This is a genomic window from Bradyrhizobium sp. AZCC 1610 (genome assembly GCF_036924515.1).
GTDB lineage: Bacteria > Pseudomonadota > Alphaproteobacteria > Rhizobiales > Xanthobacteraceae > Bradyrhizobium.
In genome coordinates, this window is sequence record NZ_JAZHRR010000001.1 from 4149408 (window position 1) to 4176157 (window position 26750).

At 62.6% G+C, this 26750-nt stretch carries 26 protein-coding genes and 2 pseudogenes; 15 read left to right on the forward strand and 13 right to left on the reverse strand.

The genetic code is table 11. The features are described from left to right. Positions 1 to 3 precede the first annotated feature (3 nt). Together V1279_RS20610 and V1279_RS20615 are read left to right on the forward strand one after the other, a co-directional pair. Positions 4 to 948: an alpha-E domain-containing protein gene (locus tag V1279_RS20610; RefSeq protein ID WP_334439427.1), complete on the forward strand. Its 945-nt coding sequence runs from the start codon at positions 4 to 6 to the stop codon at positions 946 to 948. 196 nt (positions 949 to 1144) lie between these two features. Beyond that, the gene (locus V1279_RS20615) at positions 1145 to 1987 is read left to right on the forward strand and encodes a transglutaminase family protein (RefSeq protein WP_334439430.1); all 843 of its coding nucleotides are present in this window, start codon (positions 1145 to 1147) and stop codon (positions 1985 to 1987) included. A gap of 46 nt (positions 1988 to 2033) precedes the next feature. Here V1279_RS20615 and V1279_RS20620 read toward each other — a convergent pair whose 3' ends face one another. Next, complete coding sequence (locus tag V1279_RS20620; RefSeq protein ID WP_334439433.1) at positions 2034 to 2984, reverse strand: LysR family transcriptional regulator; 951 nt, start codon at positions 2982 to 2984, stop codon at positions 2034 to 2036. Between the two features lie 113 nt (positions 2985 to 3097). Here V1279_RS20620 and V1279_RS20625 point away from each other — a divergent pair, with 113 nt between their 5' ends. After that, complete coding sequence (locus V1279_RS20625; protein WP_334439435.1) at positions 3098 to 4093, forward strand: Bug family tripartite tricarboxylate transporter substrate binding protein; 996 nt, start codon at positions 3098 to 3100, stop codon at positions 4091 to 4093. 62 nt (positions 4094 to 4155) lie between these two features. Beyond that, the gene (locus V1279_RS20630) at positions 4156 to 4992 is read left to right on the forward strand and encodes an MBL fold metallo-hydrolase (RefSeq protein ID WP_334439437.1); all 837 of its coding nucleotides are present in this window, start codon (positions 4156 to 4158) and stop codon (positions 4990 to 4992) included. A 9-nt stretch (positions 4993 to 5001) separates the two neighbouring features. Here V1279_RS20630 and V1279_RS20635 read toward each other — a convergent pair whose 3' ends face one another. After that, complete coding sequence (locus V1279_RS20635; RefSeq protein WP_334439438.1) at positions 5002 to 6612, reverse strand: ABC transporter substrate-binding protein; 1611 nt, start codon at positions 6610 to 6612, stop codon at positions 5002 to 5004. A 63-nt stretch (positions 6613 to 6675) separates the two neighbouring features. Continuing rightward, the gene (locus tag V1279_RS20640; RefSeq protein WP_334439441.1) at positions 6676 to 7065 is read right to left on the reverse strand and encodes a tetratricopeptide repeat protein; all 390 of its coding nucleotides are present in this window, start codon (positions 7063 to 7065) and stop codon (positions 6676 to 6678) included. Positions 7066 to 7201: 136 nt separating this feature from the next. On the opposite strand from V1279_RS20640, the gene V1279_RS20645 reads away from it, so the two are divergent. Next, entirely contained in the window at positions 7202 to 7960 is a 759-nt protein-coding gene (locus V1279_RS20645; RefSeq protein ID WP_334439444.1) for a proteasome-type protease, read from the forward strand. 13 nt (positions 7961 to 7973) lie between these two features. Next, on the forward strand, positions 7974 to 8738 hold the full coding sequence (locus V1279_RS20650) for an SDR family oxidoreductase (protein WP_334439447.1): 765 nt from the start codon (positions 7974 to 7976) through the stop codon (positions 8736 to 8738). A 139-nt stretch (positions 8739 to 8877) separates the two neighbouring features. Here V1279_RS20650 and V1279_RS20655 read toward each other — a convergent pair. Next, positions 8878 to 9019 (reverse strand): annotated as a pseudogene (locus tag V1279_RS20655) (MFS transporter); the annotation flags it as partial. A 328-nt stretch (positions 9020 to 9347) separates the two neighbouring features. Between V1279_RS20655 and V1279_RS20660 the strand changes: the two are divergent. Beyond that, positions 9348 to 10598 carry a NupC/NupG family nucleoside CNT transporter gene (locus V1279_RS20660; RefSeq protein ID WP_334439450.1) on the forward strand — a complete coding sequence of 417 codons (1251 nt, stop codon included), beginning with the start codon at positions 9348 to 9350 and terminating at the stop codon, positions 10596 to 10598. 103 nt (positions 10599 to 10701) lie between these two features. Here the strand turns inward: V1279_RS20660 and V1279_RS20665 are convergent, their stop codons facing one another. After that, positions 10702 to 11250: a cupin domain-containing protein gene (locus V1279_RS20665; RefSeq protein WP_334439453.1), complete on the reverse strand. Its 549-nt coding sequence runs from the start codon at positions 11248 to 11250 to the stop codon at positions 10702 to 10704. A gap of 104 nt (positions 11251 to 11354) precedes the next feature. Beyond that, positions 11355 to 11642 carry an usg protein gene (locus tag V1279_RS20670; RefSeq protein ID WP_334439455.1) on the reverse strand — a complete coding sequence of 96 codons (288 nt, stop codon included), beginning with the start codon at positions 11640 to 11642 and terminating at the stop codon, positions 11355 to 11357. Between the two features lie 382 nt (positions 11643 to 12024). Here V1279_RS20670 and V1279_RS20675 point away from each other — a divergent pair, with 382 nt between their 5' ends. The 5 genes from V1279_RS20675 to V1279_RS20695 all read left to right on the forward strand — a co-directional run bounded on the left by V1279_RS20675 (position 12025) and on the right by V1279_RS20695 (position 15625). After that, the gene (locus V1279_RS20675; RefSeq protein WP_334439458.1) at positions 12025 to 12342 is read left to right on the forward strand and encodes a co-chaperone GroES; all 318 of its coding nucleotides are present in this window, start codon (positions 12025 to 12027) and stop codon (positions 12340 to 12342) included. Positions 12343 to 12433: 91 nt separating this feature from the next. Continuing rightward, positions 12434 to 14077: a chaperonin GroEL gene (gene groL / locus V1279_RS20680; protein WP_334439461.1), complete on the forward strand. Its 1644-nt coding sequence runs from the start codon at positions 12434 to 12436 to the stop codon at positions 14075 to 14077. A 427-nt stretch (positions 14078 to 14504) separates the two neighbouring features. Next, on the forward strand, positions 14505 to 14966 hold the full coding sequence (locus tag V1279_RS20685) for a phasin family protein (RefSeq protein ID WP_334439463.1): 462 nt from the start codon (positions 14505 to 14507) through the stop codon (positions 14964 to 14966). A gap of 207 nt (positions 14967 to 15173) precedes the next feature. Then, the gene (locus V1279_RS20690; RefSeq protein WP_334439465.1) at positions 15174 to 15386 is read left to right on the forward strand and encodes a hypothetical protein; all 213 of its coding nucleotides are present in this window, start codon (positions 15174 to 15176) and stop codon (positions 15384 to 15386) included. Between the two features lie 23 nt (positions 15387 to 15409). After that, entirely contained in the window at positions 15410 to 15625 is a 216-nt protein-coding gene (locus tag V1279_RS20695; protein ID WP_334439468.1) for a hypothetical protein, read from the forward strand. 92 nt (positions 15626 to 15717) lie between these two features. On the opposite strand, the gene V1279_RS20700 is transcribed toward V1279_RS20695, so the two are convergent. The 5 genes and pseudogenes from V1279_RS20700 to V1279_RS20720 form a co-directional block, all read right to left on the reverse strand. Further along, positions 15718 to 16479 (reverse strand): Crp/Fnr family transcriptional regulator, encoded by a 762-nt coding sequence (locus V1279_RS20700; RefSeq protein ID WP_334439470.1) that lies wholly within the window; start codon positions 16477 to 16479, stop codon positions 15718 to 15720. 498 nt (positions 16480 to 16977) lie between these two features. Next, a pseudogene (locus tag V1279_RS37880) lies at positions 16978 to 17112 on the reverse strand (tlde1 domain-containing protein); the annotation flags it as partial. Positions 17113 to 17796: 684 nt separating this feature from the next. Next, positions 17797 to 18984 (reverse strand): tlde1 domain-containing protein, encoded by a 1188-nt coding sequence (locus tag V1279_RS20710; RefSeq protein WP_334439471.1) that lies wholly within the window; start codon positions 18982 to 18984, stop codon positions 17797 to 17799. 261 nt (positions 18985 to 19245) lie between these two features. Next, complete coding sequence (locus V1279_RS20715) at positions 19246 to 20586, reverse strand: RtcB family protein (RefSeq protein WP_334439473.1); 1341 nt, start codon at positions 20584 to 20586, stop codon at positions 19246 to 19248. Between the two features lie 135 nt (positions 20587 to 20721). Continuing rightward, positions 20722 to 21417 (reverse strand): DUF899 family protein, encoded by a 696-nt coding sequence (locus tag V1279_RS20720; RefSeq protein WP_334439476.1) that lies wholly within the window; start codon positions 21415 to 21417, stop codon positions 20722 to 20724. Positions 21418 to 21691: 274 nt separating this feature from the next. Here V1279_RS20720 and V1279_RS20725 point away from each other — a divergent pair, with 274 nt between their 5' ends. The 3 genes from V1279_RS20725 to V1279_RS20735 are packed head-to-tail and all read left to right on the forward strand — an operon-like array spanning position 21692 to position 24058. Then, positions 21692 to 22213, forward strand: a complete 522-nt coding sequence (locus V1279_RS20725; RefSeq protein ID WP_334439479.1) for a FecR domain-containing protein — start codon at positions 21692 to 21694, stop codon at positions 22211 to 22213. Positions 22214 to 22224: 11 nt separating this feature from the next. Beyond that, on the forward strand, positions 22225 to 22800 hold the full coding sequence (locus V1279_RS20730; RefSeq protein ID WP_334439482.1) for a CHASE2 domain-containing protein: 576 nt from the start codon (positions 22225 to 22227) through the stop codon (positions 22798 to 22800). Continuing rightward, a complete protein-coding gene (locus tag V1279_RS20735) occupies positions 22745 to 24058 on the forward strand; it encodes an adenylate/guanylate cyclase domain-containing protein (protein WP_334439484.1) in 1314 nt (437 codons plus the stop codon). Before V1279_RS20730 ends, V1279_RS20735 begins: the two co-directional genes overlap by 56 nt. Before the next feature lie 13 nt (positions 24059 to 24071). Here V1279_RS20735 and V1279_RS20740 read toward each other — a convergent pair whose 3' ends face one another. Then, entirely contained in the window at positions 24072 to 25571 is a 1500-nt protein-coding gene (locus V1279_RS20740) for a glycosyltransferase family 39 protein (protein ID WP_334439487.1), read from the reverse strand. A 7-nt stretch (positions 25572 to 25578) separates the two neighbouring features. Next, the gene (locus tag V1279_RS20745) at positions 25579 to 26709 is read right to left on the reverse strand and encodes a glycosyltransferase family 2 protein (protein ID WP_334439490.1); all 1131 of its coding nucleotides are present in this window, start codon (positions 26707 to 26709) and stop codon (positions 25579 to 25581) included. Positions 26710 to 26750 lie beyond the last annotated feature (41 nt).

Consider the following 26750-nt stretch of genomic DNA (forward strand, 5'->3'; position numbering starts at 1 on the left):
CGTATGCTGTCGCGCACCGCCGAAAACCTGTACTGGCTGGCCCGCTATGTCGAGCGCGCCGAATACATCGCGCGCACCATCGACGCGACCTTGCGCGTTACCGCGCTTCCCGCCGCCTATATCGGCAAGACCAATGAGTGGGAATCGGCGCTGCTGACCGCCGGCGTCAGCGCGAGCTTCTACGAAGCCTATCAGGAAGCCAACGAACAGAACGTCGTCGAGTATCTGGCGTTTTCGCCGTCCAATCCTTCGTCGATCAAGAACTGCATCGAGGCAGCCCGGCTCAATTCGCGCTCGGTACGAACGGCGCTGACCAGTGAGATGTGGGACACCATCAACTCGGCCTGGATCGAACTCGGGGAACTCTGGGGCAAAGGCACATCGAGCCGCGAGGAACTGGCGAGGTTTCTCCGTTTCGTGCAGGAGACCTCGCTGCGGTTCGACGGTTCGGCTTATCGGACCATGCTTCGCAACGACGCCTACTGGTTCTCGCGGCTCGGGCTGCACCTGGAGCGCGCCGACAACACCGCCCGCATTCTCGATGTGAAGTATCACGTGCTGCTGCCTGAAGAGGAACATGTCGGCGGCCCGCTGGACTACTACCAGTGGACCTCGATCCTGCGCTCGGTGTCGGCGCTGACGGCCTATCACTGGGTCTATCGCGAGACCTTAAAACCGTGGCTGATCGCCGACCTGCTGATCCTCAACGACACGCTGCCGCGCTCGCTGGCGAGCTGCTACAGCAATCTGGTGCGCAACCTCGACCAGATCGGCGTCGCCTATGGCCGCCAGGGCGCCTCGCAGCGCCACGCCCGCGGCGTCCGCAACCGGCTTGAACACAGCCATATGGACGATATCTTCCAGCACGGCGTGCATGAGTTCATTCAGGAATTCATTTCGGATAACGCGCGGCTCGGTGAGATCATCACCAGGCAGTATTTGATTTAGAGATTTTGGATGCGCGCAACAAAAACTCCGTCATGGCCGGGCAAAAGCGCGGAGCGCGTCTTTTTTGGTAGTTGTCCCGGCCATCCACGTCTTGCTATGCCACCTGAGTAAGAAAAACGTGGATGCCCGGCACATCTAGCGCGAAGAAGCGCTTCGCGCTACTGGCCGGGCACAACGATCCGAACCGGGTTGAGTCATGCGCCTGCGAATTGCCCATACCACGAGCTATCGCTACGAGCCGCCGGCTTCGGGCGTAATCCAGATTCTGCGGATGACGCCCAGCAGCCATGACGGGCAATATGTCGCCGAGTGGCAGATCGACGTCTCAACCGACTCCCGCCTCGACATGCATCAGGATGCGTTCGGCAATGTCACGCATGTGCTCACGCACGGGCCGATCGCCGACCTGACCATCCGTGTCGAGGGCCTGATCGAGACCCACGACACCGGTGGCGTGCTGCGCGGCACCGACGAGCGATTCCCCGCGAGCCTGTTCCTGCGCCAGACCGCGCTCACCGAAGTCAATCCGGCGATGGCGACGTTTGCCCGCGAGCTGCGCTCGGAATCCGACGGCGACGTGCTTGGCTTCCTGCATGCGCTGATGGTGCAGATCAACGAACACATGACCTTCGACGAGGACCCCACCAATTCAGGCACGTCGGCGGCGGAAGCCTTTGCGCTCAAGCGCGGCGTCTGCCAGGACTACGCCCACATCTTCATCGCCTGCGCCCGCTCCGGCGGCGTGCCGGCACGCTTCGTCTCCGGACACTTCCTGCGCTCCGACGGCACCATCCACCAGCAGGCCGGCCACGCCTGGGCTGAAGCCTTCGTGGCTGACCTGGGCTGGGTCGGCTTCGATGCCGCCAACGGCCTCTGCACCACCGACGCCCATGCCCGCGTCGCCATCGGGCTCGACTACCTCGGCGCCGCCCCGGTGCGCGGCACCCGCTATGGCGGCGGGACGGAGACATTGGCGGTCGCGGTCAAGGTCGAACACGCCGGGCGGCCGGGTCAGTGGCAGAGCCAGTCGCAGTCGTAGCTGAAAAAAGACGCGTCGCGTGCAACGACATCAGGCGTCTACGCCGTCAGTGCTTTGAGCGCCTGATTTGCTGCTTCGCAGTGTGGTGCACGCACTCAATGAAGCGTTTTGCCACGGGACTAAGCGTGCGGTTCTTCAGTGTCACGATTCCCACTGGCCGCAACTGAACAGGCAGCTTGATCGGGAGGACCCTGAGAAGCCGATCGTGATGCGCCCCACGTAACACCGACATCGGAAGTGTTGTCACGTATTGCCCGGTGGAAGCCAACCGACAGCAGAGATGGATCGAAAGCGTCGTTACGAAAGCGCGCGGCATCTTGAGGCTGCCGGCGCGAAACCATTCGGCAGCCAAAATACCTGCGATGGTATCTGCGGGCGGCAGGACCCAGCGCTCTTCGGCGAGTTCGGCGAGTGTAAGCCGGCGCGAGCGCGCCCATTTGCTATGGCGGCCGGCGACCACGACCACTGGGTCGTCGTATGCCGTTTCGACATCAAGATCGCCCTCATCGAACGGCGTTGGTATGCGTCCTAACAGGAGATCGATGCTACGCTCGCGCAAATCGCGATAATGCTGTGCATTCATGACCGCTTGTGCAACGTAGAGCCGGACGTGCGGCTGCTCGCGCGAGAAGTTCTCGATCACCGCCGGCAAGAAACCCGCAGCAATGCTCTCCGTGCTGGCGATACGCAATTCGCCAACAGTCGGGTCGGCGAGAAAAGCCAACTCGTCTACCCCTCTCTTCAACTCGTCGAAGATCGCGCGGCCACGCGCAACGAGTGCGCGGCCGTAAATCGTCGGCTCGATGCCGTTGCGTCCACGGTCGAGCAAACGAAGCCCCAGCGCATGCTCAACGTCGGATATCGCTTTCGATACCGCAGGCTGCGAGATGGCCAGTTCGCCTGCAGCCTTCGCCATGCTGCCGTGCTGCACTACGGCGAGCAAAATATGCAGGTCGCGCAGCTTCAGGCGCCTTCCAACGCGGTCAACCCACTGCATGGCACGGACCTTATCAAAATGGTTATGCCATCGTCATATATCAGAACTGGACCGTTATGTCTGCCCGACGCAGGATCGCGGCAATCGTCGCTCAGGATGGCCGGAGGTGATCGATGACCGCATCAATTCCCTTGAGAAGCCTCATGGCTGCCGTGGCAACCGTCGCCGTGATCAGCCTGGCCTTCGGCACGGGCGCCGCCGCGCAGGATTATCCGTCGAGATCCGTGAAGATCGTGGTGCCGTTTCCACCCGGAGGACCGCTGGATTTCACCGCACGAATGCTGGCCGACAGACTCGCCTCAAGCCTCAAGCGGGCTTTCGTGGTGGAAAACCGTCCCGGCGCTTCCGGCAACATCGGGGCCGATGCGGTGGCCAAGGCGGAGCCGGATGGCTACACGCTGCTGTTCGCTCTCGATACGCCGCTCACAGTCAGTCCGACGCTCTATCCGAAACTCCCATTCGATCCGGTCAGGGATTTCGAGCCGATCTCTGTCGCGGCAAGTTTTTCGATGTCGCTCGTCGTGCATCCTTCCGTTCCCGTGACATCGGTCCGGGAGTTCGTCACCTATGCAAAAAATCTGGATCGGCCACTGCTTTACGGCAGCGGCGGCGGAAGCGGCAATCCCGGCCATCTGACGATGGAATACTTTCGAATGAAGGCGGGATTTGAAGGCCTGCACGTCCCCTACAAGGGCAACGCCGAGGTCGTGATGGGTCTCGTCGGTGGGCAGGTTCAGGCAGGCTTCCTTGCAACCCCCGGCGTCCTGCCGCTGGCGCGCGAAGGCCGGCTGAAGGCACTTGCTCTATCCAGTCTGGAACGCGCCCTGTACGCGCCAGAGATCGGCACCATCACTGAAAACGGTTACGCCGGCTTCGAGGTCGGGTTCTACCAGGTGATGCTGTCGCCAAAGGGCGTTCCGGAATCCATTCGCGCGCTGCTGGAGCGGGAGGTGCGTCAGGCTTTGCAATTGCCTGAGCTGCAGACCCGCCTTCGCGCACAGGCATTGGAGCCGATCGCAAGCACCGGCGCTGAAGCCAGAGTTTTGCTCAAATCGGCTTCCGAGCGATGGCAGACCGTCATCAAGACATCAAACATCCGGCCGGAATGATGCCTTCCCGCCGGACGCTAAAAACAGCGCGTGCGCTGCAGACGTCAACGACACAGATCGTCATGCTTGGCACAGGCACGCCGCGCCCTGATCCCGCGCGGTCCGGACCCGCGACCGCCATCGTGGTGAATGGAACGCCATATTTGGTTGATTTCGGCCCGGGCGTCGTCCGTCGCGTGGCAGCGGCGTACAACAAGGGCGTAACTGCGCTCGGACCCGCCGCAGGCGGAATAAAGACGGCCTTCCTGACCCATATGCACGCGGACCACACCGCCGGCTATCCGGACCTCATCCTCACGCCGTGGATTCTCGGCCGTAAAGAGCCGATCGAAGTCTATGGTCCCAAGGGCCTCCGCGCTATGACGAAGCACGTACTGAGCGCCTGGACGATCGACATCAACAATCGCGTCAACGGTATCGACCGGCTGCCGCGGGCGGGATGCCGGGTCGTTGTGCACGAGATAACGCAAGGAGAGATCTACTCCGACGGCAATATCCGCGTCACGGCCTTTCCGGTGCGACACGGACTGAAGCACGCCTACGGCTTTCGGTTTGAGACGCCCGATAAAGTCATCGTCTTGTCAGGGGATACAGCGCCGACTCCAAACCTTGCCGAGCATTGTGCCGGTTGCGACGTGCTGATTCACGAGACCTATTCGCAACACACTTACGAGAAGGTCTCGCCCAAGTGGCAACGGTACCGTCGAACCCATCATACTTCCTCCAGGGAGCTCGCTGCGCTTGCCTCGCGGGCCAAGCCGGGCCTGCTGGTGCTCTATCACCGTGCAAACGCCGGCGGCGCGTTGACGCTTGCCGACCCGGAAGAGGCCGTATTGAAGGAGATCAAGCAACACTATGACGGCCGCGTGATGACCGCCCACGATCTTGACGTGATCTGAGGCGCGCCGTCACTTATCCAGCCACACATCCTCGAACCGCAAATTGTTGTACTGGCTGTTGTCGTGCGGCCGGAAATTCTTCACATAAGGCTGCCAGCAATTGCCGGCCGATGAGTGCAGGATGATCGGCCGCGCTGCATCCTCGACCAATAACCGCTCGATGTCCCAGACCATCTTTCTGCGCTTTTCCTTGTCGAGCTCGCTCGATTGCGCGGTCAGCAGCCGGTCGACCTCGGCATTGCAATACTGCGTGTAATTGCGCTCCGACTTGCAGGAATAGTTCTCGACGATGTTGCCGTCGGGATCGTCGACGCTGACGCCGGTCACGTTCAGTCCGATCGTGTAATCCTTCTTTGCCAGCCGCGCGTACCAGCGCGGCGTGTCGAGAATGTCGAGTTCGCTCGTGATGTAGATCTTCTTGAGCTGGTCGGTCAGGATCACGGCGGGATCGCGATAGGTCGGCAGGTTCCGGGTCTGGATCTTGATCTGCAGCGGTTTGGCGTCGCTGTAGCCGAGCTTCTGCATGATCGCCTGCGCCTCGGCGATGTTCTTTTCGGCATCGGGACCGTAGCCGGTCAGATCAGTCACCATTTCCGGTGGCATGCCCCATTCGCCCTCGGGCTTCGCCAGCATCGCCCCGCCCATGCGCGCCAGCCCTTCCATCAGGATGGTGTTGAAGGGCTTGCGGTCCAGCGCCAGCGACATGGCCTTTCGGATATCCGGATTGTCGAACGGCGGGTTGACGCGGTTGACCATCAAATTGATCTGGGTTCCCGTCGTCGTCATCTCGCAAATCGCGTGCGGCGCGCGCGCCTTCATGTCCTTCATCAGGGGAACACTGACGTCGGAGGGAAAGGTGATGTCGTAGTCGCCGGTGGCGAACGCCAGCATGCGCGTGGCGCGGCTGTCGATCATCCGGAACGTGATCTCGTCGAGATAGGGCCGGTCCTTCTTCCAGTAATCGGGATTGCGCACCAGGCGAATGGACTCGCCGCGCTTGAACTCGACGAATTTGAACGGGCCGGTGCCGACCGGCCTGGTGCGCATGACCTGCTGCGGCACGTGGCAGGGATAGACCGGCGAAAACGCGCTCGCGAGCAATACCGGCAGGCTGGGTTGTGGCTCGCTCAGCTCAAACGTTGCCTCATGATCGCTGTTGACGCTGACGTCCTGCAGCTTGGTGTACCAGACCTTGCGCGGATTGCGCTTGAAGTCCTGGGTCTCGGTCTTGCCGATCAGCATCCGCCAGGTGCACTGCACGTCCTTTGCGGTGAATGGCTGGCCGTCGTGCCATTTTACGCCCTGCCTCAACTTGAAGGTCAATTTGGTGTTGGTGGAATCCCAGGACCAGCTTTCCGCCAGATCGGGAACGACAGTATCGATGCTTTCGTGGACCTTGGCGGGATCGAACACGACGAGATTGTTGAAGATCGCCGCGAACGGCGTGACCGAGGCAATCGTCGCTTCTTCGTGCAGCGAGGTCGAGGGCGGATTGTCGTTGTGATAGAGCCGCAGCGTGCCGCCCTTTTTCTGCGCCGCGGCGGGAACCGCCGTGAGCAATGCGATGCAAAGCGTAGCCACGGATACGGTGAGTTCGCGTGACAACCGACTGGCGCGCATGATGACCTCCCAGTGTTTCTTGTTCTTGTGGGACAGCCAGCGTGCCGGAGGCGGCAGACTTAATCAATATTCGCAAGCCCGATAGTTGGAGGCGGCGCAGGCTCCCGCCATGGCCTCAGCCTGCGACATTTCCGCAGGGGTCATGGTCCTCGCGACTTCGCGCAAGCTCGCCCTCGCCTTGGCATCGCCGCGCTTGGCGGCAAGGCTGAACCACATGAAGGCGCGGGAGGGCCTGGGCGCCAAGCCCTCGCCTTTGCGATACATCGTTCCGATCTGGGTCTGCGTCCTGGGATTGCCCGCTTCCGCCAGCGGGCGGAACAGCCGGATCGCCGGCACATAGTCGCCGCGGTTATAGGCCACCATTCCGTCTTCCCAAGGTCCGGCTAGCGCATGGGTGCAGCCAAGGAAGAGGAACGTCGCCATAATCGCGCTTGTCAGAGCTGCTTTCTGCATGCCTACCCCGCCGTCCCGTAGGGCATGTTTTACCCGCCCGGCGCATGCCGCGCCGCGGGGAATTGGGGTTGGATGCCCCCCTGAAATTGGCTACTAGTCTGGCGCCGAAAAAATCAGGCGCGTTCGGGGATCGGGAATGACCTATTGCTGCGGAATTCTGGTGCGGGACGGTCTCGTCATGATCGCGGATACCCGCACCAATGCCGGCCTCGACAACGTCTCGACCTTCCGCAAGCTTCATATTTTTAGTAAGCCCGGCGAGCGCATCATGGCGATCGCCAGCGCCGGCAACCTGGCGATCAGCCAGTCGGTGCTCTCAACACTGACCGAGGGCGTCGAGGACCCCAACACCGGTGAGGTCGAGACGCTGATGAACGCGCCGACCATGTTCCAGGCGGCGCAGCGCATCGGGCGGGCGATCCGCCTGGTGCATGCCACCGAAGGTCCGGCGCTGCAATCCGAAGACGTCAGCTTCGACGTCTCCTTCCTGTTCGGCGGACAGATCAAGGGCTCGCGGATGCGGCTGTTCATGGTCTACACCGCCGGCAATTTCATCGAATGCACCACCGACACGCCCTATTTGCAGATCGGCGAGCACAAATACGGCAAGCCGGTGCTCGACCGCGCGATGCATTACGACGTCGAACTGTATGAGGCGCTGAAGACCGGCCTGATCTCGATGGATTCGACCATGCGCTCCAATCTCGGCGTCGGCCTGCCGATCGACGTTCTGGTGGTGCGCACGGATGCCTGCGAGGCCGATCTCAACCACCGCATCGAGGCCGGCGAGCCCTATTTCCACGATCTGCGTTCCCGCTGGTCGGCGGCACTGCGCGCGGCGCACCAGAATATTCCAAGACCACCCTACAAGACCGAAACAGAAGCAAAAAACTGAAGGCGAGGAAAACATGGCCGACCCAACAAACAGAATCGCAATCGTGACCGGTGCAGGCACCGGCGTCGGGCGCGCCGCATCGCTGGCGCTGATGAATGCGGGATTCACCGTGGTGCTCGCCGGGCGTCGCATGGAGATGCTGGAGGAAACCAAGAAGCTCGGCGACAACATCGGCAAGAGCCTGTGCGTGTCCGCCGACATGACCAACCCCGGCTCGATCGCAGCCCTGTTCGCCAAGGTGATGGACACCTACGGCCGGCTCGACGTTCTCTTCAACAATGCCGGCATGGGCGCACCGCCGGTGAATTTCGAAGACCTCAGCCTCGAGCAGTGGCAGGCGGTGGTGAACACCAACCTCACCGGGCCGTTCCTGTGCACGCAGCACGCCTTCCGCATCATGAAGGACCAGAAGCCGCGCGGCGGCCGCATCATCAACAACGGCTCGATCTCGGCACACGCGCCGCGGCCGTTCTCTGCCGCCTACACCTCAACCAAGCACGCGATCACCGGCCTGACCAAGGCGTCCAATCTCGACGGCCGCATGTACGACATCGCGGTCGGCCAGGTCGACATCGGCAACGCCGCGACCCCGATGACGGATCGCATGGTCGCCGGCCCCGGCGTGATGCAGCCCGATGGCACGATGAAACACGAGCCGCGCATGGACGCAAAGGCGGTCGGCGACGCGGTCGCCTACATGGCCGGCCTGCCGCTCGACGCCAACGTGCTGTTCATGACGGTCATGGCGACCAAGATGCCGTTTGTGGGGCGGGGGTAAGCGCGTTCTCGTGCCCCGGACGCAGCGCGGCATGAAGTGCTGCGCTGCAGAGCCGGGGGCCATACGCTGCACGATGGGTCCCGGCTCTGCGGAGCAGCGTGAAGACGCTGCACCGCGTCCGGGACACGGCAGCCGCCCCCTACTCCAGCCGCTCCACCTTCCCGCAGCGCCGGAAACAGCTTCATCCATAGCAACGCGATCGCGATGGTGCCGACGCCGCCGAGAACGGCGGCCGGCACAGTGCCGAACAGCGCCGCCGTGACGCCGCTCTCGAACTGGCTGGCGAAGCGTGAGAGGCTACGCGACAACAGGGAGAACAGGAACGGCCGGTGCCTGAGCAGGTCGCGGGCGCCGACAGGCGTGGTGGCGGACATATCCGAGCGGTGACGCCAGGCTGTTGTCAATGGCTGCGGTTGATGGGGCTCACGTGTCCCCGGACGCAGCGCGGCGCGAATGCTGCGCTGCTGAGCCGGGCCCATTCCGCGTGGCGTGAGATGGGTCCCGGCTCTGCGGCGCAACGCTAAGGCGCTGCACCGCGTCCGGGACACCAGTTGGGTTTTCACGAACCGGCAAGGCTGGCATAATCGTTTCCGGGGTTCTGGGGGATTCATGCTGCAACTGCAATCGGCGTTCGGCGTGCTGGCGTTGCTGGCGATAGCGTGGTCGCTCAGCGAAAGCCGCCGCGCGGTCTCGTTGCGGCAAATGGCGGTCGGGCTTGCCGTCACCGTTATCACCGCGCTGGTGCTGCTCAAGCTGCCGCCGGTGGCGAAGGCGTTCGGCGCCATCAATGACGCCGTCAACACCATCTCGGCTGCATCCCGCGCCGGCACGTCGTTCGTGTTCGGTTACCTCGGCGGCGGCGCGCTGCCGTTCGACCTCAAGGCGCCGGGTGCGGATTTCATCCTGGCGTTTCAGGCGCTGCCGATTGTGCTGGTCATGAGCGTTCTCACGACGCTACTGTTCTATTGGCGCGTGCTGCCGCCGATCGTGCGCGGCATGGCATGGATGCTGGAGCGCACGCTCGGCGTTGGCGGCGCGGTGGGACTGTCGACCGCGTCGAATATCTTTCTCGGCATGGTCGAGGCGCCGCTGTTCATCCGCCCGTATCTGGCGCAGCTCACGCGCAGCGAATTGTTCCTGGTCATGACCGGCGGCATGGCCGGCATCGCCGGCACCGTGCTGGTGCTCTACGCCACCTTCCTTGCGCCGCTGATCCCGGATGCGGCGGCGCATTTCGTCATCGCCTCCGTGCTGGGCGCGCCGGCGGCCATTCTCGTCAGCCTGATCATCGTTCCGGAGACTTCGGACAAGCGCACCGGCGGCTCACTGGCCGATCCCGACATGCATGCCTCCTCCACGATGGACGCCATCGCCAAGGGCACCACGGCGGGACTTGAACTTCTCCTGAACATCGTCGCCATGCTGCTGGTGCTGGTAGCGCTGGTCTTTCTCGTCAACGCCATCCTCGGGCTGTTGCCCGAGATCGGCGGCGCCAAAATTTCGCTGCAGCGTTTACTCGGGCTTCTGATGGCGCCCGTGTGCTGGCTGATGGGCTTGCCCTGGCCGCAGGCGATCACGGCGGGCAGCCTGATGGGCACCAAGACCGTGCTCAATGAATTGATCGCCTATGTCGACCTGTCGAAACTCGGCACCGATGCGCTCGACCCGCGCTCGCGGCTGATCATGCTCTATGCGATGTGCGGCTTTGCCAATTTTGCCAGCCTCGGCATCATGATCGGCGGCCTCGGGACGATGGCACCGGAGCGGCGCGAGGAGATCAATGCGCTGGGGTTGAAGTCGATCGTCTCGGGCACGCTGACGACGTGTTTGATGGGCGCAGTGGTGGGGGTGATGACGTAGCCCGGCAGCCCGTAGCCCGGATGGAGCGGAGCGCAATCCGGGACTCTTGCTCAATCGCTCCTACCGTTCCCGGATTTCGCTTCGCTCCATCCGGGCTACAAGATCAACTCGCCAACTCCACCGTCTTGAACTCCGCCGGCAAAATCACTTCCAGCAATTCGACGTCGTCGGAATAATCCATGATCAGATGCTTGATGCGCGGCGGCTGGGTCCAGGCGCTGCCCTCTTTCATCAGCGTCTCGCCCTGGCCTTCCATGTAGGTCTTCACCCAGCCCTTGAGCACGTAGACCATCTGGAATTCGACGTCGTGGTAATGCAGTTTTGAAACTTCCGCCGGATTGCAGGGCCCCTGCAGGCGGATCACATGCGCCTGCGCCAGGCCGTGCGTCGCGTCCGCGATGCCGAGGTCGCGGTATTTCGCGTAGGTGCGCAGCCCGTCGGCCTTGAAATCCTCTTCGCGGTGATGGCTGATGGCAATGCGCTGCTTCGGCCGCGCCTTGGACTTGACGGCCTTTGACTTCGCGGCGGACACGCGTCCCTTGGACTTGATGGTCTTGCGCGCGGAGGATTTGGCGGCGGTCTGGTGCCCCGTCCATTTCTTCTTCACCGCGGTCTTGGCTGCGGCTTTTGATGTCGCCTTCTGCTTGGCCATTGGTGCCTCCCTTGTTGATGCAGGGAGGCTACCACGAATTCAATTTCACAGGATGGGCAAAGGCGCGCTTCGCGCCGTGCTCACCCTACAAAATCAGCGCGCTTTCAATGCAGCCTGAACACGCCGTCGACGGCGCGCAGCTCGGCCGGCTTGATCAGCTTGCAATGCGCTACCGTCACCGAGAACAGCGGACCATCGAGCTTCTCGTGCCAGAAGGCGAGGAAATCCTTCAGCGCCGGGAATTTCGGGCAAAGATCGTAGTTCTGCCAGACATAGGTCTGCAGCAATGAGGGATGATCCGGCATCCGATAAAGGATTTGCGCCGTCGTCAGCCCGTAACCCAGCACCTGCTTCCGGAAATCGTCGGAAGCAACTCCAACCTGCGAGACCATGCCAAACCTCCATTGCTGGAAGCGCATTTCACGTGGTGGCCACACACCGAGCCACCCCGGCGGAGATGCGCTCACATGAGAGAAATGTGACGCACGAGACCAACCCATCACAAGCCTAAATGTTTAACGATCTGTTGAAAAAGGTCGCGTTAGCAGCACCTTACCGCACGTGCTAATACGGGGTCCCGGGGCCCCGCCGCCCCGGTTAATCATGATTAATCAAATTGGCAGCCGTCATATTTGAGTGCCAATTTTTCTGCTAGAAGCCCTTGTCCCCCGAACAAGACTGGCTTATGTCCACCGCAGCCGAGCTGGCACTCGCCTGCCCGGACTGCCAAAATTCCAGAATTCGACAACATCTTCAGAAACTTAGGAGGACTGCATGAAATTCCGTCCGCTTCACGACCGCGTCGTGGTCAAGCGCATCGACGCCGAAGAGAAGACCGCTGGCGGCATCATCATTCCGGACAGTGCCAAGGAAAAGCCCTCGCAGGGCGAAATCACCGCCGTGGGCCCGGGCGGCCGCGACGAAGCCGGCAAGCTGATCCCGATCGACCTCAAGGTCGGCGACCGCGTGCTGTTCGGCAAATGGTCGGGCACCGAGGTCAAGATCGACGGTGAAGAACTCCTGATCATGAAGGAGTCCGACATCATGGGCGTTCTCACCGACGTTCCCGCCAGCAAGAAGAAGGCTGCCTAAGCGCTTCGCCCGCACCGCTCACCCTGAGGAGCGCCCGCGCGGCGCCTCCCCGACAGGGTGAGAGACCAAGATCAACTCAGGGAAATCAAATATGTCAGCCAAGGAAGTCAAATTCGGCGTCGATGCCCGCGACCGCATGCTGCGCGGCGTCGACATCCTTAACAACGCCGTCAAGGTGACGCTCGGTCCGAAGGGCCGCAACGTCGTGCTCGACAAGTCGTTCGGCGCTCCCCGCATTACCAAGGACGGCGTCACCGTCGCCAAGGAAATCGAACTCGACGACAAGTTCGAGAACATGGGCGCGCAGATGGTGCGCGAAGTCGCCTCCAAGTCGGCCGATGCTGCCGGCGACGGCACCACCACCGCAACCGTTCTCGCGGCTGCAATCGTCCGTGAAGGCGCCAAGTCGGTCGCCGCCGGCATGAACCCGATGGATCTGAAGCGCGGTATCGATCTCGCGGTGGAAGCCGTGGTCGCCGACCTCGTCAAGAACTCCAAGAAGGTCACCTCGAACGAGGAAATCGCCCAGGTCGGCACCATCTCCGCCAACGGCGACGCCGAAATCGGCAAGTTCCTCGCCGATGCCATGAAGAAAGTCGGCAACGAGGGCGTCATCACGGTTGAAGAAGCCAAGTCGCTCGAGACCGAACTCGACGTCGTCGAGGGCATGCAGTTCGACCGCGGCTACATCTCGCCCTACTTCGTCACCAACGCCGACAAGATGCGCGTTGAGATGGACGATGCCTACATCCTGATCAACGAGAAGAAGCTCTCCTCGCTGAACGAACTGCTGCCCCTGCTCGAAGCCGTGGTGCAGACCGGCAAGCCGCTGGTCATCGTCGCGGAAGACGTCGAAGGCGAAGCCCTTGCCACCCTCGTCGTCAACCGTCTGCGTGGCGGCCTCAAGGTTGCGGCCGTCAAGGCTCCGGGCTTCGGCGATCGCCGCAAGGCCATGCTGCAGGACATCGCGGTTCTGACCGGTGGTCAGGCGATCTCGGAAGATCTCGGCATCAAGCTCGAGAACGTGACCCTGCAGATGCTCGGCCGCGCCAAGAAGGTGATGATCGACAAGGAAAACACCACCATCGTCAACGGCGCCGGCAAGAAGGCCGACATCGAGGCGCGCGTGCAGCAGATCAAGGCGCAGATCGAGGAAACCACCTCGGACTACGACCGCGAGAAGCTCCAGGAGCGCCTGGCCAAGCTCGCAGGCGGCGTCGCGGTGATCCGCGTCGGCGGCGCGACCGAAGTCGAAGTCAAGGAGCGCAAGGATCGCGTGGATGACGCGATGCATGCGACCCGTGCGGCGGTGGAAGAAGGCATCGTGCCGGGCGGCGGCGTCGCCCTGCTCCGCGCCTCCGAGCAGCTCAAGCGCATCAAGACCGCGAACGACGACCAGAAGACCGGTGTCGAGATCGTGCGCAAGGCGCTGTCCGCGCCGGCCCGCCAGATCGCGATCAACGCCGGTGAAGACGGCTCCGTCATCGTCGGCAAGATCCTCGAGAAGGAGCAGTACAATTACGGCTTCGACTCGCAGACCGGCGAATACGGCAATTTGGTCTCCAAGGGCATCATCGACCCGACCAAGGTCGTTCGTGCGGCGATCCAGAACGCGGCCTCGGTCGCGGCTCTGCTGATCACCACCGAAGCCATGATCGCCGAACTGCCGAAGAAGAACCAGGGCGCCGGCGCCGGCATGCCTCCGGGCGGCGGCATGGGCGGCATGGACTTCTGATCCAGCCTTTCCCGGGCGCGGTGCGGCATTCATGCCGCTCCGCAGAACCGGGACCTCGCTCGAAAAATGCAAAACTCCGGCAGAAATGCCGGGGTTTTTGTTTGGGCAGGACGATGGTGATGCCCGCCACACAACGCGGGAATTTCCCCCGCAACGCTACGCTGAAGAAAAGGCTTCCTGCGTCCTCGGATATCCTTGTTATGCACAGCGTTGTGTAAAATATACCATCGTTTGTATTGACAAATCCGGAAAAAATTTCGCGCGAGAGTCGCAATTCGAACCGACGCACTCCTTCTCTTAGCGCAAAGTCGTATCGGGTCGGGGCTAATCAAGGCTCATCCAAAATCTGATCGAACACGGAGCGCGAGCTCTCGTGACGCTTGCGAGCGTCGCGGAGAATGCTTTCGCCTGAGAGGAGTAATGTTGCGTGAATGAAAGCGAAATGAAAGTGACACCGAACGGAACCAATGTTTTCGGGATGCCGCTGCCGGACTTCTCGAAGATCGGCTTGGCTGGCATCGGCGGCAATGAGCAGGCCCTCGCCCGCGCACGGGAAGGTTTTGAAAAGATCAGGGCCGCGTCGGAGGAGATGACGGAAGCGCTGCGCGAGACCTATTCGGGCAACGCCAGAAGCGCGACCGACTACGGGCTGAAGGTAATTGAAATTTCAAACGCCAATGCCGCCTCTGCGTTCGATTTTCTGATCGATCTCTGCGGCAGCAAGTCAGCGACCGATGTCTTTACCTTGTCGGCGGCGCAAACGCGCAAGGCGTTTAACACCGCTTCCGACCAGAACAGAGAATTATGGGCGCTCACCCAGAAGCTCGCAACGGAAACGGGCGAGCCGATCAGGAAGCACTTCACCAAGGCTTTCCACCGAGCAGGTTAAAAAAGCCGCCCGATTCACGACTGAGGATTCGTTTGAGGAGAGATCCGGCCGGTTGGAATAAGCCCGGCGAGCATGCAGCCCCCACTGGCCTTGCTCGACCAAACAAGGTGCGCGATGCCCCCCAAGTAACCCGCACCGACAGGCGCACTCCAACCGGCCGGTACTTATTTGTAAAAATCCATAAAGACGATCGCAAGGGAGAACGGCATGGGTATGGTGATGATCAAATGTCCGCAAACCGGACACGCGATTCCCACGGGCATCAAGACTGATCGCGAAAGCTTCGGGCGCCGCGCGGTGTTTTTCTCGCGCACGCGTTGCGTGATCTGCCACACCGATCACGCTTGGTTTGCGCGCGAAGCCTGGGTCGACGAACCGAGCATTCGGGTGCAGCATCGCCGGGCGGCCGCCCCGGCTTAATCATCGACACGGATCACGTGATTATGGCGATGGGGGACACCATGCCGCGCATGCAAATCTCAAATGAGACATCCACCTGGCTGCTGCAGGCCAAGGACATTCTTGATGAAGCACGACGGTTAAAGCCGGGTCCCGAGCGCAAGCAGCTGCGCCAGACGGCGAAGGTGCTGCGAGAAATTGCGAAGCTCGAGGCGGCATCCGAGCAAGCATTCGAACGTGATTGGCTGCAAAGAACCTGATCGGACCGAGCATCAGCTCCTTGATGGGGCTTTGCCCAACGCCGCAGCGGCAGGTGGCGACCTGGAGGATGAAGCGGTCGCATGAAACGCGCTCACCTGACGTCGCTCGATTTGACGCCGGGGATGCGCCTCTCTTCGAGCAGACCCCTCGCGCGGGATTGGCCCGAACTCGTTGAGAAAATCTCCTCGACTTCGAGACGCATGACCCGATGGCATTCGCACGCTGCCGCAGCGAGCCGCGCCCGGTCGATCTCGATCAGGCCTCGCCGATCGGACCTGATCGCTCCGCGCGCGCGCAGATTGCGCATCAGGAGCGTCACGGTCGTACGCCGCACACCGAGCATTTGCGACAGCGTGTGCTGGGTGAGCGGGAGCACATCATGATCGACGCGGTCGCGAAGCTGAAGCAGCCAGCGGGCCATGCGGGCTTCGACCGGGTGCAGCGCATTGCAGGCCAGGCCGAGCTGGAACTGCATCAACATCGCCTTGACGTGATTCTGAACCATGCGTCGGATCGCGGGACTGCGGTTAAAGACGCCAAGAAATCGCGATGCTGGGATCCGAGACGCGGTGCCGGCCGCGCGCACGACGGCTGTCGTGGCCGAAGGTGATGGCCCGAGCACCGAAAGAATGCCAACGGCTCCCTCACGCCCGATTGCCGCGGTGGCAACCGTATGCCCGTCCGCCATGTCGATCATCAAGGTGATCGCGCCGCTGTGGGGAAAGACGACGTAGTCGATATCATCACCCGCCTGCGAAAGAACCGCGTCCTGATCGAGCGCGATCATCTCAAGTTCGGGTTCTAGCAGATCGAGGTCCAGTGCAGGCAATGCTGCAAGAAGGCGATTGCCCATTACGCCGCGAGGCTTCACCGCGGAGAACCCGCGGTGACGCGTCTGCGGCGTTCTCCATCTGGAGTGTCGCGAAACGGACAATTTAACATAGATCAAATCTTCTCTCTACGCGTACTCACACAAACACGCTTCAACAACAAACTTCAAACGCTCGGTCGCGAGGGCGGACTTTCTGCTCGCAGGGCCTTAAGAGTTAGATGCAAATGGGCCGCCGGACGCAACCGAAAAATACGCATGGGTAATACGGTAACAGTGCCCGAAAGTTCCAATTCCGGCACATGGCAAGTGCTCTCGGTTCGCGCCGCTCCGCCGGATCGAGCGTTTCCAGCATTTGCCTTTCGCGCTCGACAAAGCTTTTGATGATCGCGGCGCAGGTGGGTTGTCCGGCTTCGCTCGAATGCAAAACCCGCTGCCGGCTCTGGATCCGCAAATATCGTCCTGAGATTCGGGATAAGTGGATTCTCTGATGCGCAATTGCTCATCCGAGCTCGATGCTTCGTTGGACTGGCCGCTCGGCCCGAGCATGTAGGTGTGTGCGAGCAGCCTGTCGCGGCCATAGATTTTTTCCTCTTCGCCGAGCGGCGTCAGCCGCAGTGCCAGCACGCCGTGAAACAGCGCCTCGCGCGGCTTCAGCCGCAAAAATATTCCGCTTAACTTCCAAAGCAAATCATCGGCATAACTCCGCCCGTCTCACGGCAGATGAGGGGCGTTGGCCATCGTCACGAACGTGCGGTGAGATGCGATGGACGCGAGAGCTGCGACTGACGTGTGTGGTTCAAAGCGTACGGCGAAGTCGTGTGGTCCTGACGCCGCGGTGCTGGCGCTAAGTTTCACGGGTTACCTCGTGGAGCGACGGTGGCAAGAAAGCCGTTCACCGGGGAGAGCACGAAGTAAGCCGTAAAGCCATTGCGCAGGGAAGGTCGGAGTGTTTCCGCCGAACCTGTATGCTCGTGTGCATTTTTGTTTGCGCAAATAGCACGCGAGACCGCGGGTGCGGCGCGCACCCGGTCTTCCCTGCGCCCTCTGACAAAGAGGGCGACAAACGAAGTTGCAGGCCTCGGGCAGATCATGTCGCGAGAGGGCGAACTCGTATCTGCGTCATTGCGAGCGCAGCGAAGCATTCCATAGCTCAGCATGGGGATGGATGGATTGCTTCGCTTCGCTCGCAATGACGGTGGCAGCTCCTACTCGTCATCGCCCGGCTTGACCGGGCGACCCGGTATTCCAGAGACGTCAATGATTGAACCGATAGGCCGCAGCGTACTGGATACCTCGCTTTCGCGGAGTATGACGGCCCTCCTGCAGCGCCAGCGCCGCTTACTGGATCTTCGCCAGCACCGCGAGGCGGCGGATGCCCTTGTTCTTGTAGGCGTCGAGGAACGCGTAGTAGTCCTTGAACGAGACGCAGCCGTTGGACTGGCCGCTCGGCCCGAGCATGTAGGTGTGCGCGAGCAGCCCGTCGCGGCCGTGGATTTTTTCCTCGCCGCCGAGCGGCGTCAGCCGCAGCGCCGGCACGCCGTGAAACAGCGCCTCGCGCGGCTTCAGTTCGTAGATGTGCGGCGGCGTCACGCCCTGCATACGCACATGCGAATAGCGCACGTCATCCATCTTGGAGCCGAGGCCGGAATGCGCCTCCAGCCTGGTGCCGTCGGGCAGATACACCGTCTTGGCGGCGATATCGTACACCGCGGTCTGGCGGTCATAAGGCGGCGATCCGCCCATCATCGGGTTCTGGCTTCGTGTATCGATGATGCTGCCGGTGACACTGGCGTCGGCGGATGCATAAGCCAGGAGCCCTCCGGCTGCCGGCTGCTTGCCCCACAGCTTTTCGACCATGGTCTGCTTCTCGTTGGAAGCAATCGACATCACGGCGGCCTTGGCGCGCTGCGCCATATCGCGAACGGAAGTACCGGATGGCTTCGCGGCCTTGTCCTCCGCAGTTCTGGCTTCGACAGTCTTGGCCTCGGCCTCCTTCGGCGTCGTTGCCGGAACGTTCAACGCGAGCTTGGTGGCCGGTGCGGAAACTTTCGGCTTCGGCGTCTCAACAGGCCTCGACGCCTGAACGGCCTTTTGCGCTTCGGCCCGCGGCGAAGCTTCCGCCAGCTTCGTCGCTTCGACCGGTTGGGGCTCGACAGCTCTGGATGGCGCGCCTTGCGCCGCCGCTGCGGCGAACCGTTCGGTGAACATCAGCGAAGACGCGACGTTCTCTGGCGCGGGGATCACCAGGGACTGTTGCGGCAGCGATGCGAATATCTCGTTGAAAGCCGGCTGCACCGGACGGGCAGCGGCGGTGGTCGTATGCTTGACGGCAGGCGCCTCGAAGGCGGCGCCGTTCACGGATGGATAGACGCTGGCGCCGAGCACGTTGGTGTAAACGGTCCAGGCGCAGCCCAGCACGAGGCCCGCGACCGCGACACCGCCGAGGAAATATTGAGGAATACCCTTGCGAGAGGATTTCCTGCGGTTGTGGGCCGCAGGGCCGAACGCACGCGTACGCTTACTCATTCACACAACGCCCAGAACAATTCCACCAAGTCCCCCATTGATGCTGCGTCCGGAGACGTTCCCTGCAGCATCTCGCAGAGGCACAGAGCGTCATTAAGGCGACTTTTAGTTAAATCCGGCTTAAACGCGGGCGGATATAAGGCGGGCCCAAATCCATGGAACTATTGGGGAAATTACCCCGTAACGATGCGGGGATCAGTCCCAATCAGGGACATCCGGCATTGTGCGCGCCGGATGTCCCATATCGGGCCAAGTTCGGCCTCAATCCTTGAACGGGTCGAACTCATTCTCGCCGGCCATCGCCACCGCGAACGGACGCAGCGTGTGCTGCACCCTGATCGAACCGGCGTGCTCGGCCAGCACTTCCGGCAGCCTGCGATAGGCCATCGGACTTTCATCGAGGTCAGCGCCTACCAGCGTCACGCCACGCGATTGCAGCCACGCGTCCATCTCGGCCCGTGTGAATCGCCGCTTGGCCTCCTTGCGGCCAAACAAGCGGCCCGCGCCGTGCACCGTCGAGTAGAGCGAAGCCTTCGCCTCCTCGCTATCGACGCCTTCAACGATGACCGCATCGTCGCCCATCGATCCGCCGACGAAGCCACGCTGGCCGGGAAATGCCGGGGTTGCACCCTTGCGAACCACCCACAAATCCCTGCCGCCATGGTTCTCCCGCCACGCATAATTGTGGTGGTTGTGAACCATGTCGGTGACTTCGCCGCCGATGATCCTGCGCACGCGCTCGATCACCCACTCGCGACCGGCATAGGAGTAGCGCCCGGCGAGTTGCATCGCCGCGATGTAGCGCCGCCCGATCTCGCTGTCCTCATCGATGACAGCGGGCGGCACGTTCATGCCGTCCTTGCCGCCCGCGGCCTTGAGGTAGCGGGTCGCACTGGTATGGCCGAGGCCGCGGCTGCCGAAGTGCACGCCGATCCAGACAAGGCCCTCCTCGTCGCGCAACAGGTCGACATAGTGGTTGCCCGATCCGACGGTGCCGAGTTGCGAGACCGCCTTCTGCCGGTAAGCGCCCATATCGGATTCACGCCACGCATCGGCGTCGTCGAACAGTTCATGCTCGACGCGCTCGTCGTTGCTGCGTCCGACGCCGAACGAGATCACGTTGTGCACGTCCTTGATGATCGTGCCGACGTTGCCTTCGATCTGGCTGAACGGCGTGTCGAGGCGCACGGCCATGTTACCGAAACCGATGTCGAACCCGACGCCGGAGATGCTGATCTGCTTCTCATAGGCAATCACGCCGCCGACCGGCTGGGCGTAGCCTAGATGGCCGTCGGCGCAAATCACGCCGGCGACCGCATTGCCGACCGACATGCAATTGCGCATCTGCGCGATCGTCGCCTCATCGTGCTTGCCGAAGATCTTCAGCGGGCTGTTCTGGTATTGCTGAGCCTGCGGCTTGAGCGCGATATCAACGGCAACGGCCTGCGCATCGCGCGCAAGCGTCTCCTTGCGCGCGGCATCGCGAAACAGGCACCAGGTCGGCATCGGCCGCTGGCCGGGCCGATCGATCTTCGCATCGGGGTCGAGCCCGGCTTCGGCGGCCAAAGCCCTGGCCCGCTCCTGGTAGGGATCGGATCGCATCAGTTCTCCTTCACTGCAAACACTTCATATCGAAAACCGTTCGAGGCTTCGGAGGATCCCTTGTCGGTCGCAACAGAGGTCCGTTCAGTTCGCAGCGAGGTATCACAACGCGAATGGCTTTGCCCGCCCCGGGCGCTAATAGCTCAACCGCGGGTACCAGTCCTTGCCGCGGCCTTCCGGCGTCGTATCCAAGATGGTCCACAGCGGATCGAAGTCGGGCGCGCCGCGCGGGTCCTGTCCGGGATCGGCGGTCGATGGCCCCATTTCGCCGGACCAGAAATGACGAATGCTGCCGTCGTGACGCGTGAACACATTATAGCCGGGCATGTCTGCATCCGCCGCGCTGACGTAATCGCGCGTGAATGCACCAGACGGGTCCGAATAGATCCGGTGCCGCGTCCAACCGCGCGCCTTCTTGGCCGCGATCAACCGCGCGATCGGCGAACGCGCCGTGAAGACAAACGCGATGCGCTGCTCGACATCGGGCAGCTTTGCTTCCCAGGTGCTCATGAAGGACGTGCACATCGGACACGGTTGCTCGCGCGCGGGACCGAACATGTAGCTGTAGATCACGAGCGTCTGCTTGTTGCCGAACAGGTCCGGCAAGGTTGTCTTGCCGCCCTCGCCTTCGAATTCATAGTTCTTCGTCACTGCGCCTCCCGGCGGCAGCGCGCGGCGCAATTCGGCGACGCGTTCGATGTGACGGCGCAGCTCGATCTCTTCCGTCAGCAATTGCTCGCGGGCGCGGCGATACTCGGCGCTCTCGTTGGGAAAGCGCACGCTATTTCCGCGTGCGAGTTCAGCGGCAGGTTTCAGTGCGGAACCGGACATGGCAATACCTCGTATCGGGTTGGACCATTACAAGACGCTTTGGACCCCCATCCCGCCGACAGCCGCGGGCAAAAAATTCGGCCTACAACCGCCGTTTCCGCCCGGTTTGGAGCCGATTTGCGCGGATTTTCTGCATGGGAGCTATCACCGAACCTTAACCGCCGGATGCAGACATACTATCGCCTGCCGATGGCTTTGCACTGGAGGCTAGCCTTGTGATACGGTGGCGTATCACCCACACCTGTTTCGCCCGTACCCCGAAGGGGAAGCTGCCATGACCATACCGGCACGCGCCGTAAGTATCGCTGTTGCGAGCCTTGGCCTCCTCGCTGGTCATGCCTTGGCCCAGCCAGCGAAACCGGGCTGCACGTCCGCGCCGACGGCCCAGGGAACGCAAACCCTGCATTGCCCGGCGGCAATCACGATCGTGGCCGAAAGCGGCGCGAAGTTCGAGCTCGGGGATCGCAACCGCGACGGCCACGTCGATTCCGTCGAACTCAGCAACAAGGCCCTGCTGCTCGAGGTGCCGAAGAAGCCGGGCCGTGTCAGGTTCAACGTGCTGACGCCGCAGGCGATTGCCGCGGTACGCGGCACCAAATGGGCTGTTGATGCCGAGGGCGGAAAGACCTCCGTCTTCGTCGTCGACGGCCGCGTGAGCGTCGCGCGATCCGCCGGCCGCGGCAGCGTCGTGCTTGGCCCCGGCGACGGCGTCGACGTCGAGACATCAGGCGACCTGATCGTCAAGCGCTGGCCGCCTGCGCGCGTTACCGCCCTAATGGCAAGATTGGGACAATAGAAGCCGGGCAAATGAGCCATCGACGTCTTCATATTCTGGTTGCGTTGCTTTGCACGGGATTGTGGGCAGGCGCGATATGGCTCGGCCATTCAAGCGGCTATTTGCGGTTTCTCGACCGGCTCGAGTCGGCACTGACCGATGTGCGAACACTGGCGCGCGGCGTAAAGGCGCCGCCGGACCTCGTCACGATCGTTGCGATCGACGACACCATGGTTACGCTCAGCGGCGCCTATCCCCTGCCGCGCGCGGAGATAGCCAAAATCGTCGAGGCGATCGCGCGGCTGGAGCCGAAGGTAATCGCGATCGATCTTCTGCTGGTCGACAAGGGATCCGCCGATGGCGATGCGGCCCTCGCGCAATCATTGGCGGCGAGTCCGACCGTGCTTGCGGCGGCGGCGGTGTTTTCCAACATCCTGCAGCCTTCCGCAGAAGACGACGGGCCGCTGGCCCGCCTGCCGACGGCCGACCGCTTCCCAGACCGGCACGCCGCTGTCGGTCCCGATGCTGTTCCGGACAAACGACAAGATCGAGTTGTCGTTTCCGCTTCGCGTCGCATCCATTGCGATCGGCCAGAAGCTGACGATTGAGCCCGACCGCCTGCTGTTCGGCGATCGGCCGATCGCGACCGCTTCCGGTTATGCGCTGCCGATTTCCTATTACGGCCCGCGCCGCACCATTCGCACCGTCACCGCCGCAAATCTGATCGACGGCAACGTCGCCAAGGAAGCCATTCAGGGCCGGATCGTCGTGCTCGGCGCGACCGCAACCGGCGCCGGCGACTTCTTTCCGACGCCGTTCGATTCACTGATGCCGGGGGTGGAAATCATTTCCACCGCGATTACGCATCTGGTCGCAGGCGACGGCGTCGTGCGCGACCGGCCGGTTCGCATCGTCGAGGCCATTACGACGATCCTGCTCCCGATACTGCTGGTCGGTTTGCTGGCGTGGCGGCGAAACGCGATTGGGCTCCTCGCTGTCAGCGCAGTGATGCTCGCATGGGCGGCTGCGAACACGGTTGCTCTCGCGTACGGCATATGGCTCGACGCCGCGACGACAATGGCCGCGGCAGTGCCGCCGGTCGTCCTGTTCGGTACGTTGCAGCTATGGTCGGGCCGGAGCAGCGCGCAGCATCTCGCTGCGCAAAACAAGCTGCTCGAGCAATTCCAGACGCCGGGCCTGCAGGAATGGCTGACGCGCGATCCCGACTTCCTGGTGGCACCGGTCAGGCAGAATGCCGCCGTCGTGTTCGTCGACCTGTCCGGATTTACCTCACTCAGCGAAACGCTCGATCCGGACGCCACGAGGGGACTGGTGAAGGAGTTTCACGCGTTGGTCGACAAGGAAGTGACGCGGTGCGGCGGCGTGATCACGAGCTTCCTGGGTGATGGCGCCATGATCCTGTTCGGCCTGCCGAAGGCGGCGCCGGATGATGCCGCGCGCGCGGGGCAATGTTCGATCGCCCTCTGCGTCAAGACCGAACGCTGGATCGCAGCATTGCCGCCGCAGATCGCGGTGCGGATCGGCTTCAAGATCGGTGCGCATTTCGGACCGATCGTCGCCTCGCGCCTCGGCGGCCGCAACCATCAGCACATCACCGCAACCGGCGACACCGTGAATGTGGCGAGCCGTCTGATGGAAGTAGCGGCCCACCACGATGTCAGGCTGGCGCTGAGCGATACGCTGCGCATCGCGGCCGAAGGCACCGGCGCCCGGCTGAAAACCGGAAGCCTTGCCGGCCCCGTCGAGGCGCAGATTCGCGGCAGGTCAGGCACCCTCACGGTCTGGCTGTGGCACGGCGAACGTCCCACGATCGATCAACGCACACATCCCGACGCCGCGGAGTGACCGGCTTCGCGGCCTACTGCAATTCCGGCGGCGGCGTGCGGTCAAACACGTCGCCCTTCGGGCCCTGCATCAGATGAAGCGCATAGGTCTCGATCACGAAGGACCCACGCTTGCGCTCGACCTCGCCGATCTTCTCGACGCGGGCGAACTTGTCCTTCAACGGAGCATCGCCTCGGAAGACCTCGCGGACATAGAGCAACGGACCGGCGAGTTTCATCGTATCGGGCTCGGGCATATTGACCCAGCGGAAGCGCTGGCTCTGCTGCGAGACGCAAGTGTCCTTCGGCAGATAGAAGGCAAGCCAGCCGGTGGTACCGTAGTCAGAGGCCAGCACGCAGGTAGCTCCCGTTCGCGCCCTCACAGCTTCAATCGCGTCGGCCGTCTCGCGCCAGCCGACGCCGACGCTGCGCACGGTGGCATCGCGGCGATAGCCCGACAGCACGCCGGTGTCGGCCTGCACGACCAGCAGGACGAACATCAGGACGCCACATGGCGCCGCCCAGCGCCGGCAGAAATCGACCAGGCGCTGCCGGCGCGGCTCCCATTCGACCAGATGCGCGGCGACAGCCGCGGCGATGGCGAATGCAGGATAGACCGGCGCAAACCAGTTGGCCTCGACGCGGGCATGCAGCGAATGCCAGACGAAATAGGCAACGATGACCCAGAACATCGTGTTGACGAGTGCGCGCGCCGGCGGCGCACCGGCGCGGCGGCGGAACAGCGCGTAAAGCCCCATCGCACCGAGGATCCACACCAGCGGCGTCGCGAAGGCTATCTGCGTCGGGATCAGTTCGGCGATGAAGACCGGGCGGAAATCCTCGATCCTCGCCCGCCCCATCTGCTTGATGAAGGAAACCCAGTGGTGCCCGGCGTTCCAGAGAATGACCGGCGCAAACAGCAGCAGCGCGACGAGGCCGCCGAGATAAAGCCAGGGCGAGATCAGCCAGTGCCGCAGCTTGGGAACGGCGACCAGCCAGATCAGGATTGCCGGTCCGAAGAACAGCGCGGTGTATTTCGACAGCAGCGCGCAACCGGCGGCGGCGCCGACCGCCAGCCACCACACGCCTTGGCCGGTGTGCAGCACCTTGGCCAGCGCAAACAGCAGAAGACTGGAAGCCACCAGCAGCGGCGCGTCCGGCGTGACAATCATGGTGCCGACCGCGGCCATCAGCGTGACGTTCAGAAGGATCGCCGACGAGGCGGCCACGCGCCGACTACCGAACAGGATGGCGGCGGCCTGATAGATCGCCCAGCTCATCGGCAGCGCCAGCAGGATCGAAACCAGCCGCACGCCGAACTCGGTATCGCCTGCGATCAGGGTGCCAAGCCGGATCACCACTGCGACTATCGGCGGGTGATCGTAATAACCGCCGGCGAGATGCTTCGACCACATCCAGTAGTAGGCTTCGTCGAAGGTGATCGGCGTGAACGCCGCGGCAATCAGGCGCAAGCCAACCAGCCCCAGGATCGCCAGACCCGTGTTGAGGGCAACCCGCGCCTCGTTCGGATTCATTTTCCGGTCATCGCTTGCGCCAGACGAACAGTCCGGACATCGCGTAGTTCCAGACCACGCCCATCAGCGCGCCTGCGGCGCCTGCGAGCCACCAGATCGGTTCCTGATCGAAGACCGCGAACGCTACGCCGACATTGGCGAGCAGTCCGACGCCGCAGACGAGATAGAACAGCAACAGGCCGCGCAGGATCGCAAATCCCTTGAGCCGCTGGTCGCGATAGGTGAGAAAATTGTTCAGGATGAAGTTGCTGGTCATCGCAACCAGCGCGCCGGCCGCCTGCGCCTCCGCAAACGGCTCCCTGAAGATTTCGTGCGCGATGAACAGCGTCGCGAGATGCACGACAAGGCCGATGCCCCCGACCATTGCGAACAACAGGAAACGCAGCGACACCACATCGTGCGTCAGCTTGGCCAGCACCAGGCCGAGGAAGTCCAGCGCCACCATGGAATCGAGCTTGCTCTCGCCGTGCTGACGCGAACCGAAGGTGTAAGGAATCTCGACGGCGCGCAGCTTGCCCGCCGCGGTCGCGATGATATCGAGCAGGATCTTGAAGCCCTGGGTCGAAAGCTGCGGCGCCAGTTGTTCGAAGCGGTCGCGGCGGATCATGAAGAAGCCGCTCATGGGATCGGCGACCTCGACCTTCAGGACGCGCCTGGCGACCTCGGTTGCAAGCTGACTGGCCCCTGCCCGCTGCTTGTTGAAACTATCGGCGCTGCCGCCCTCGATATAGCGGCTGCCGACCACGAGTTCCGCCTCGCCGCTTCGCAGCAGCGCGACCATTTTCGGCAGTTGCGTTTCGTCGTGCTGCAGGTCGGCGTCGATCACCGCCGCATAGGGGCCGCTGGAGGCCAAAATGCCCTCGATGCACGCACCCGACAGTCCGCGGCGCCCGACCCGGCGGATACAGCGGACACGAGAATCCTTCTGCGCCAGCGCCCGCACCACTTGCCAGGTTCCGTCAGGGGAATTGTCGTCGACAAACACGACTTCCCAGGCAATGCCGGTCAGCGTGGCCTCCAGCCGCCGGTACAGTACGGTGACATTGTCGCGTTCGTTGAAGGTCGGCACAACGACCGAAAGCTCAGGCAAGCCGGCCTGCGACGCGGTTTCTGGGCTCGGCTTGATGGCGTGATTCATGACCGGCAGCGTATATCCGCAGCCGGCTGACATGCCAAGGC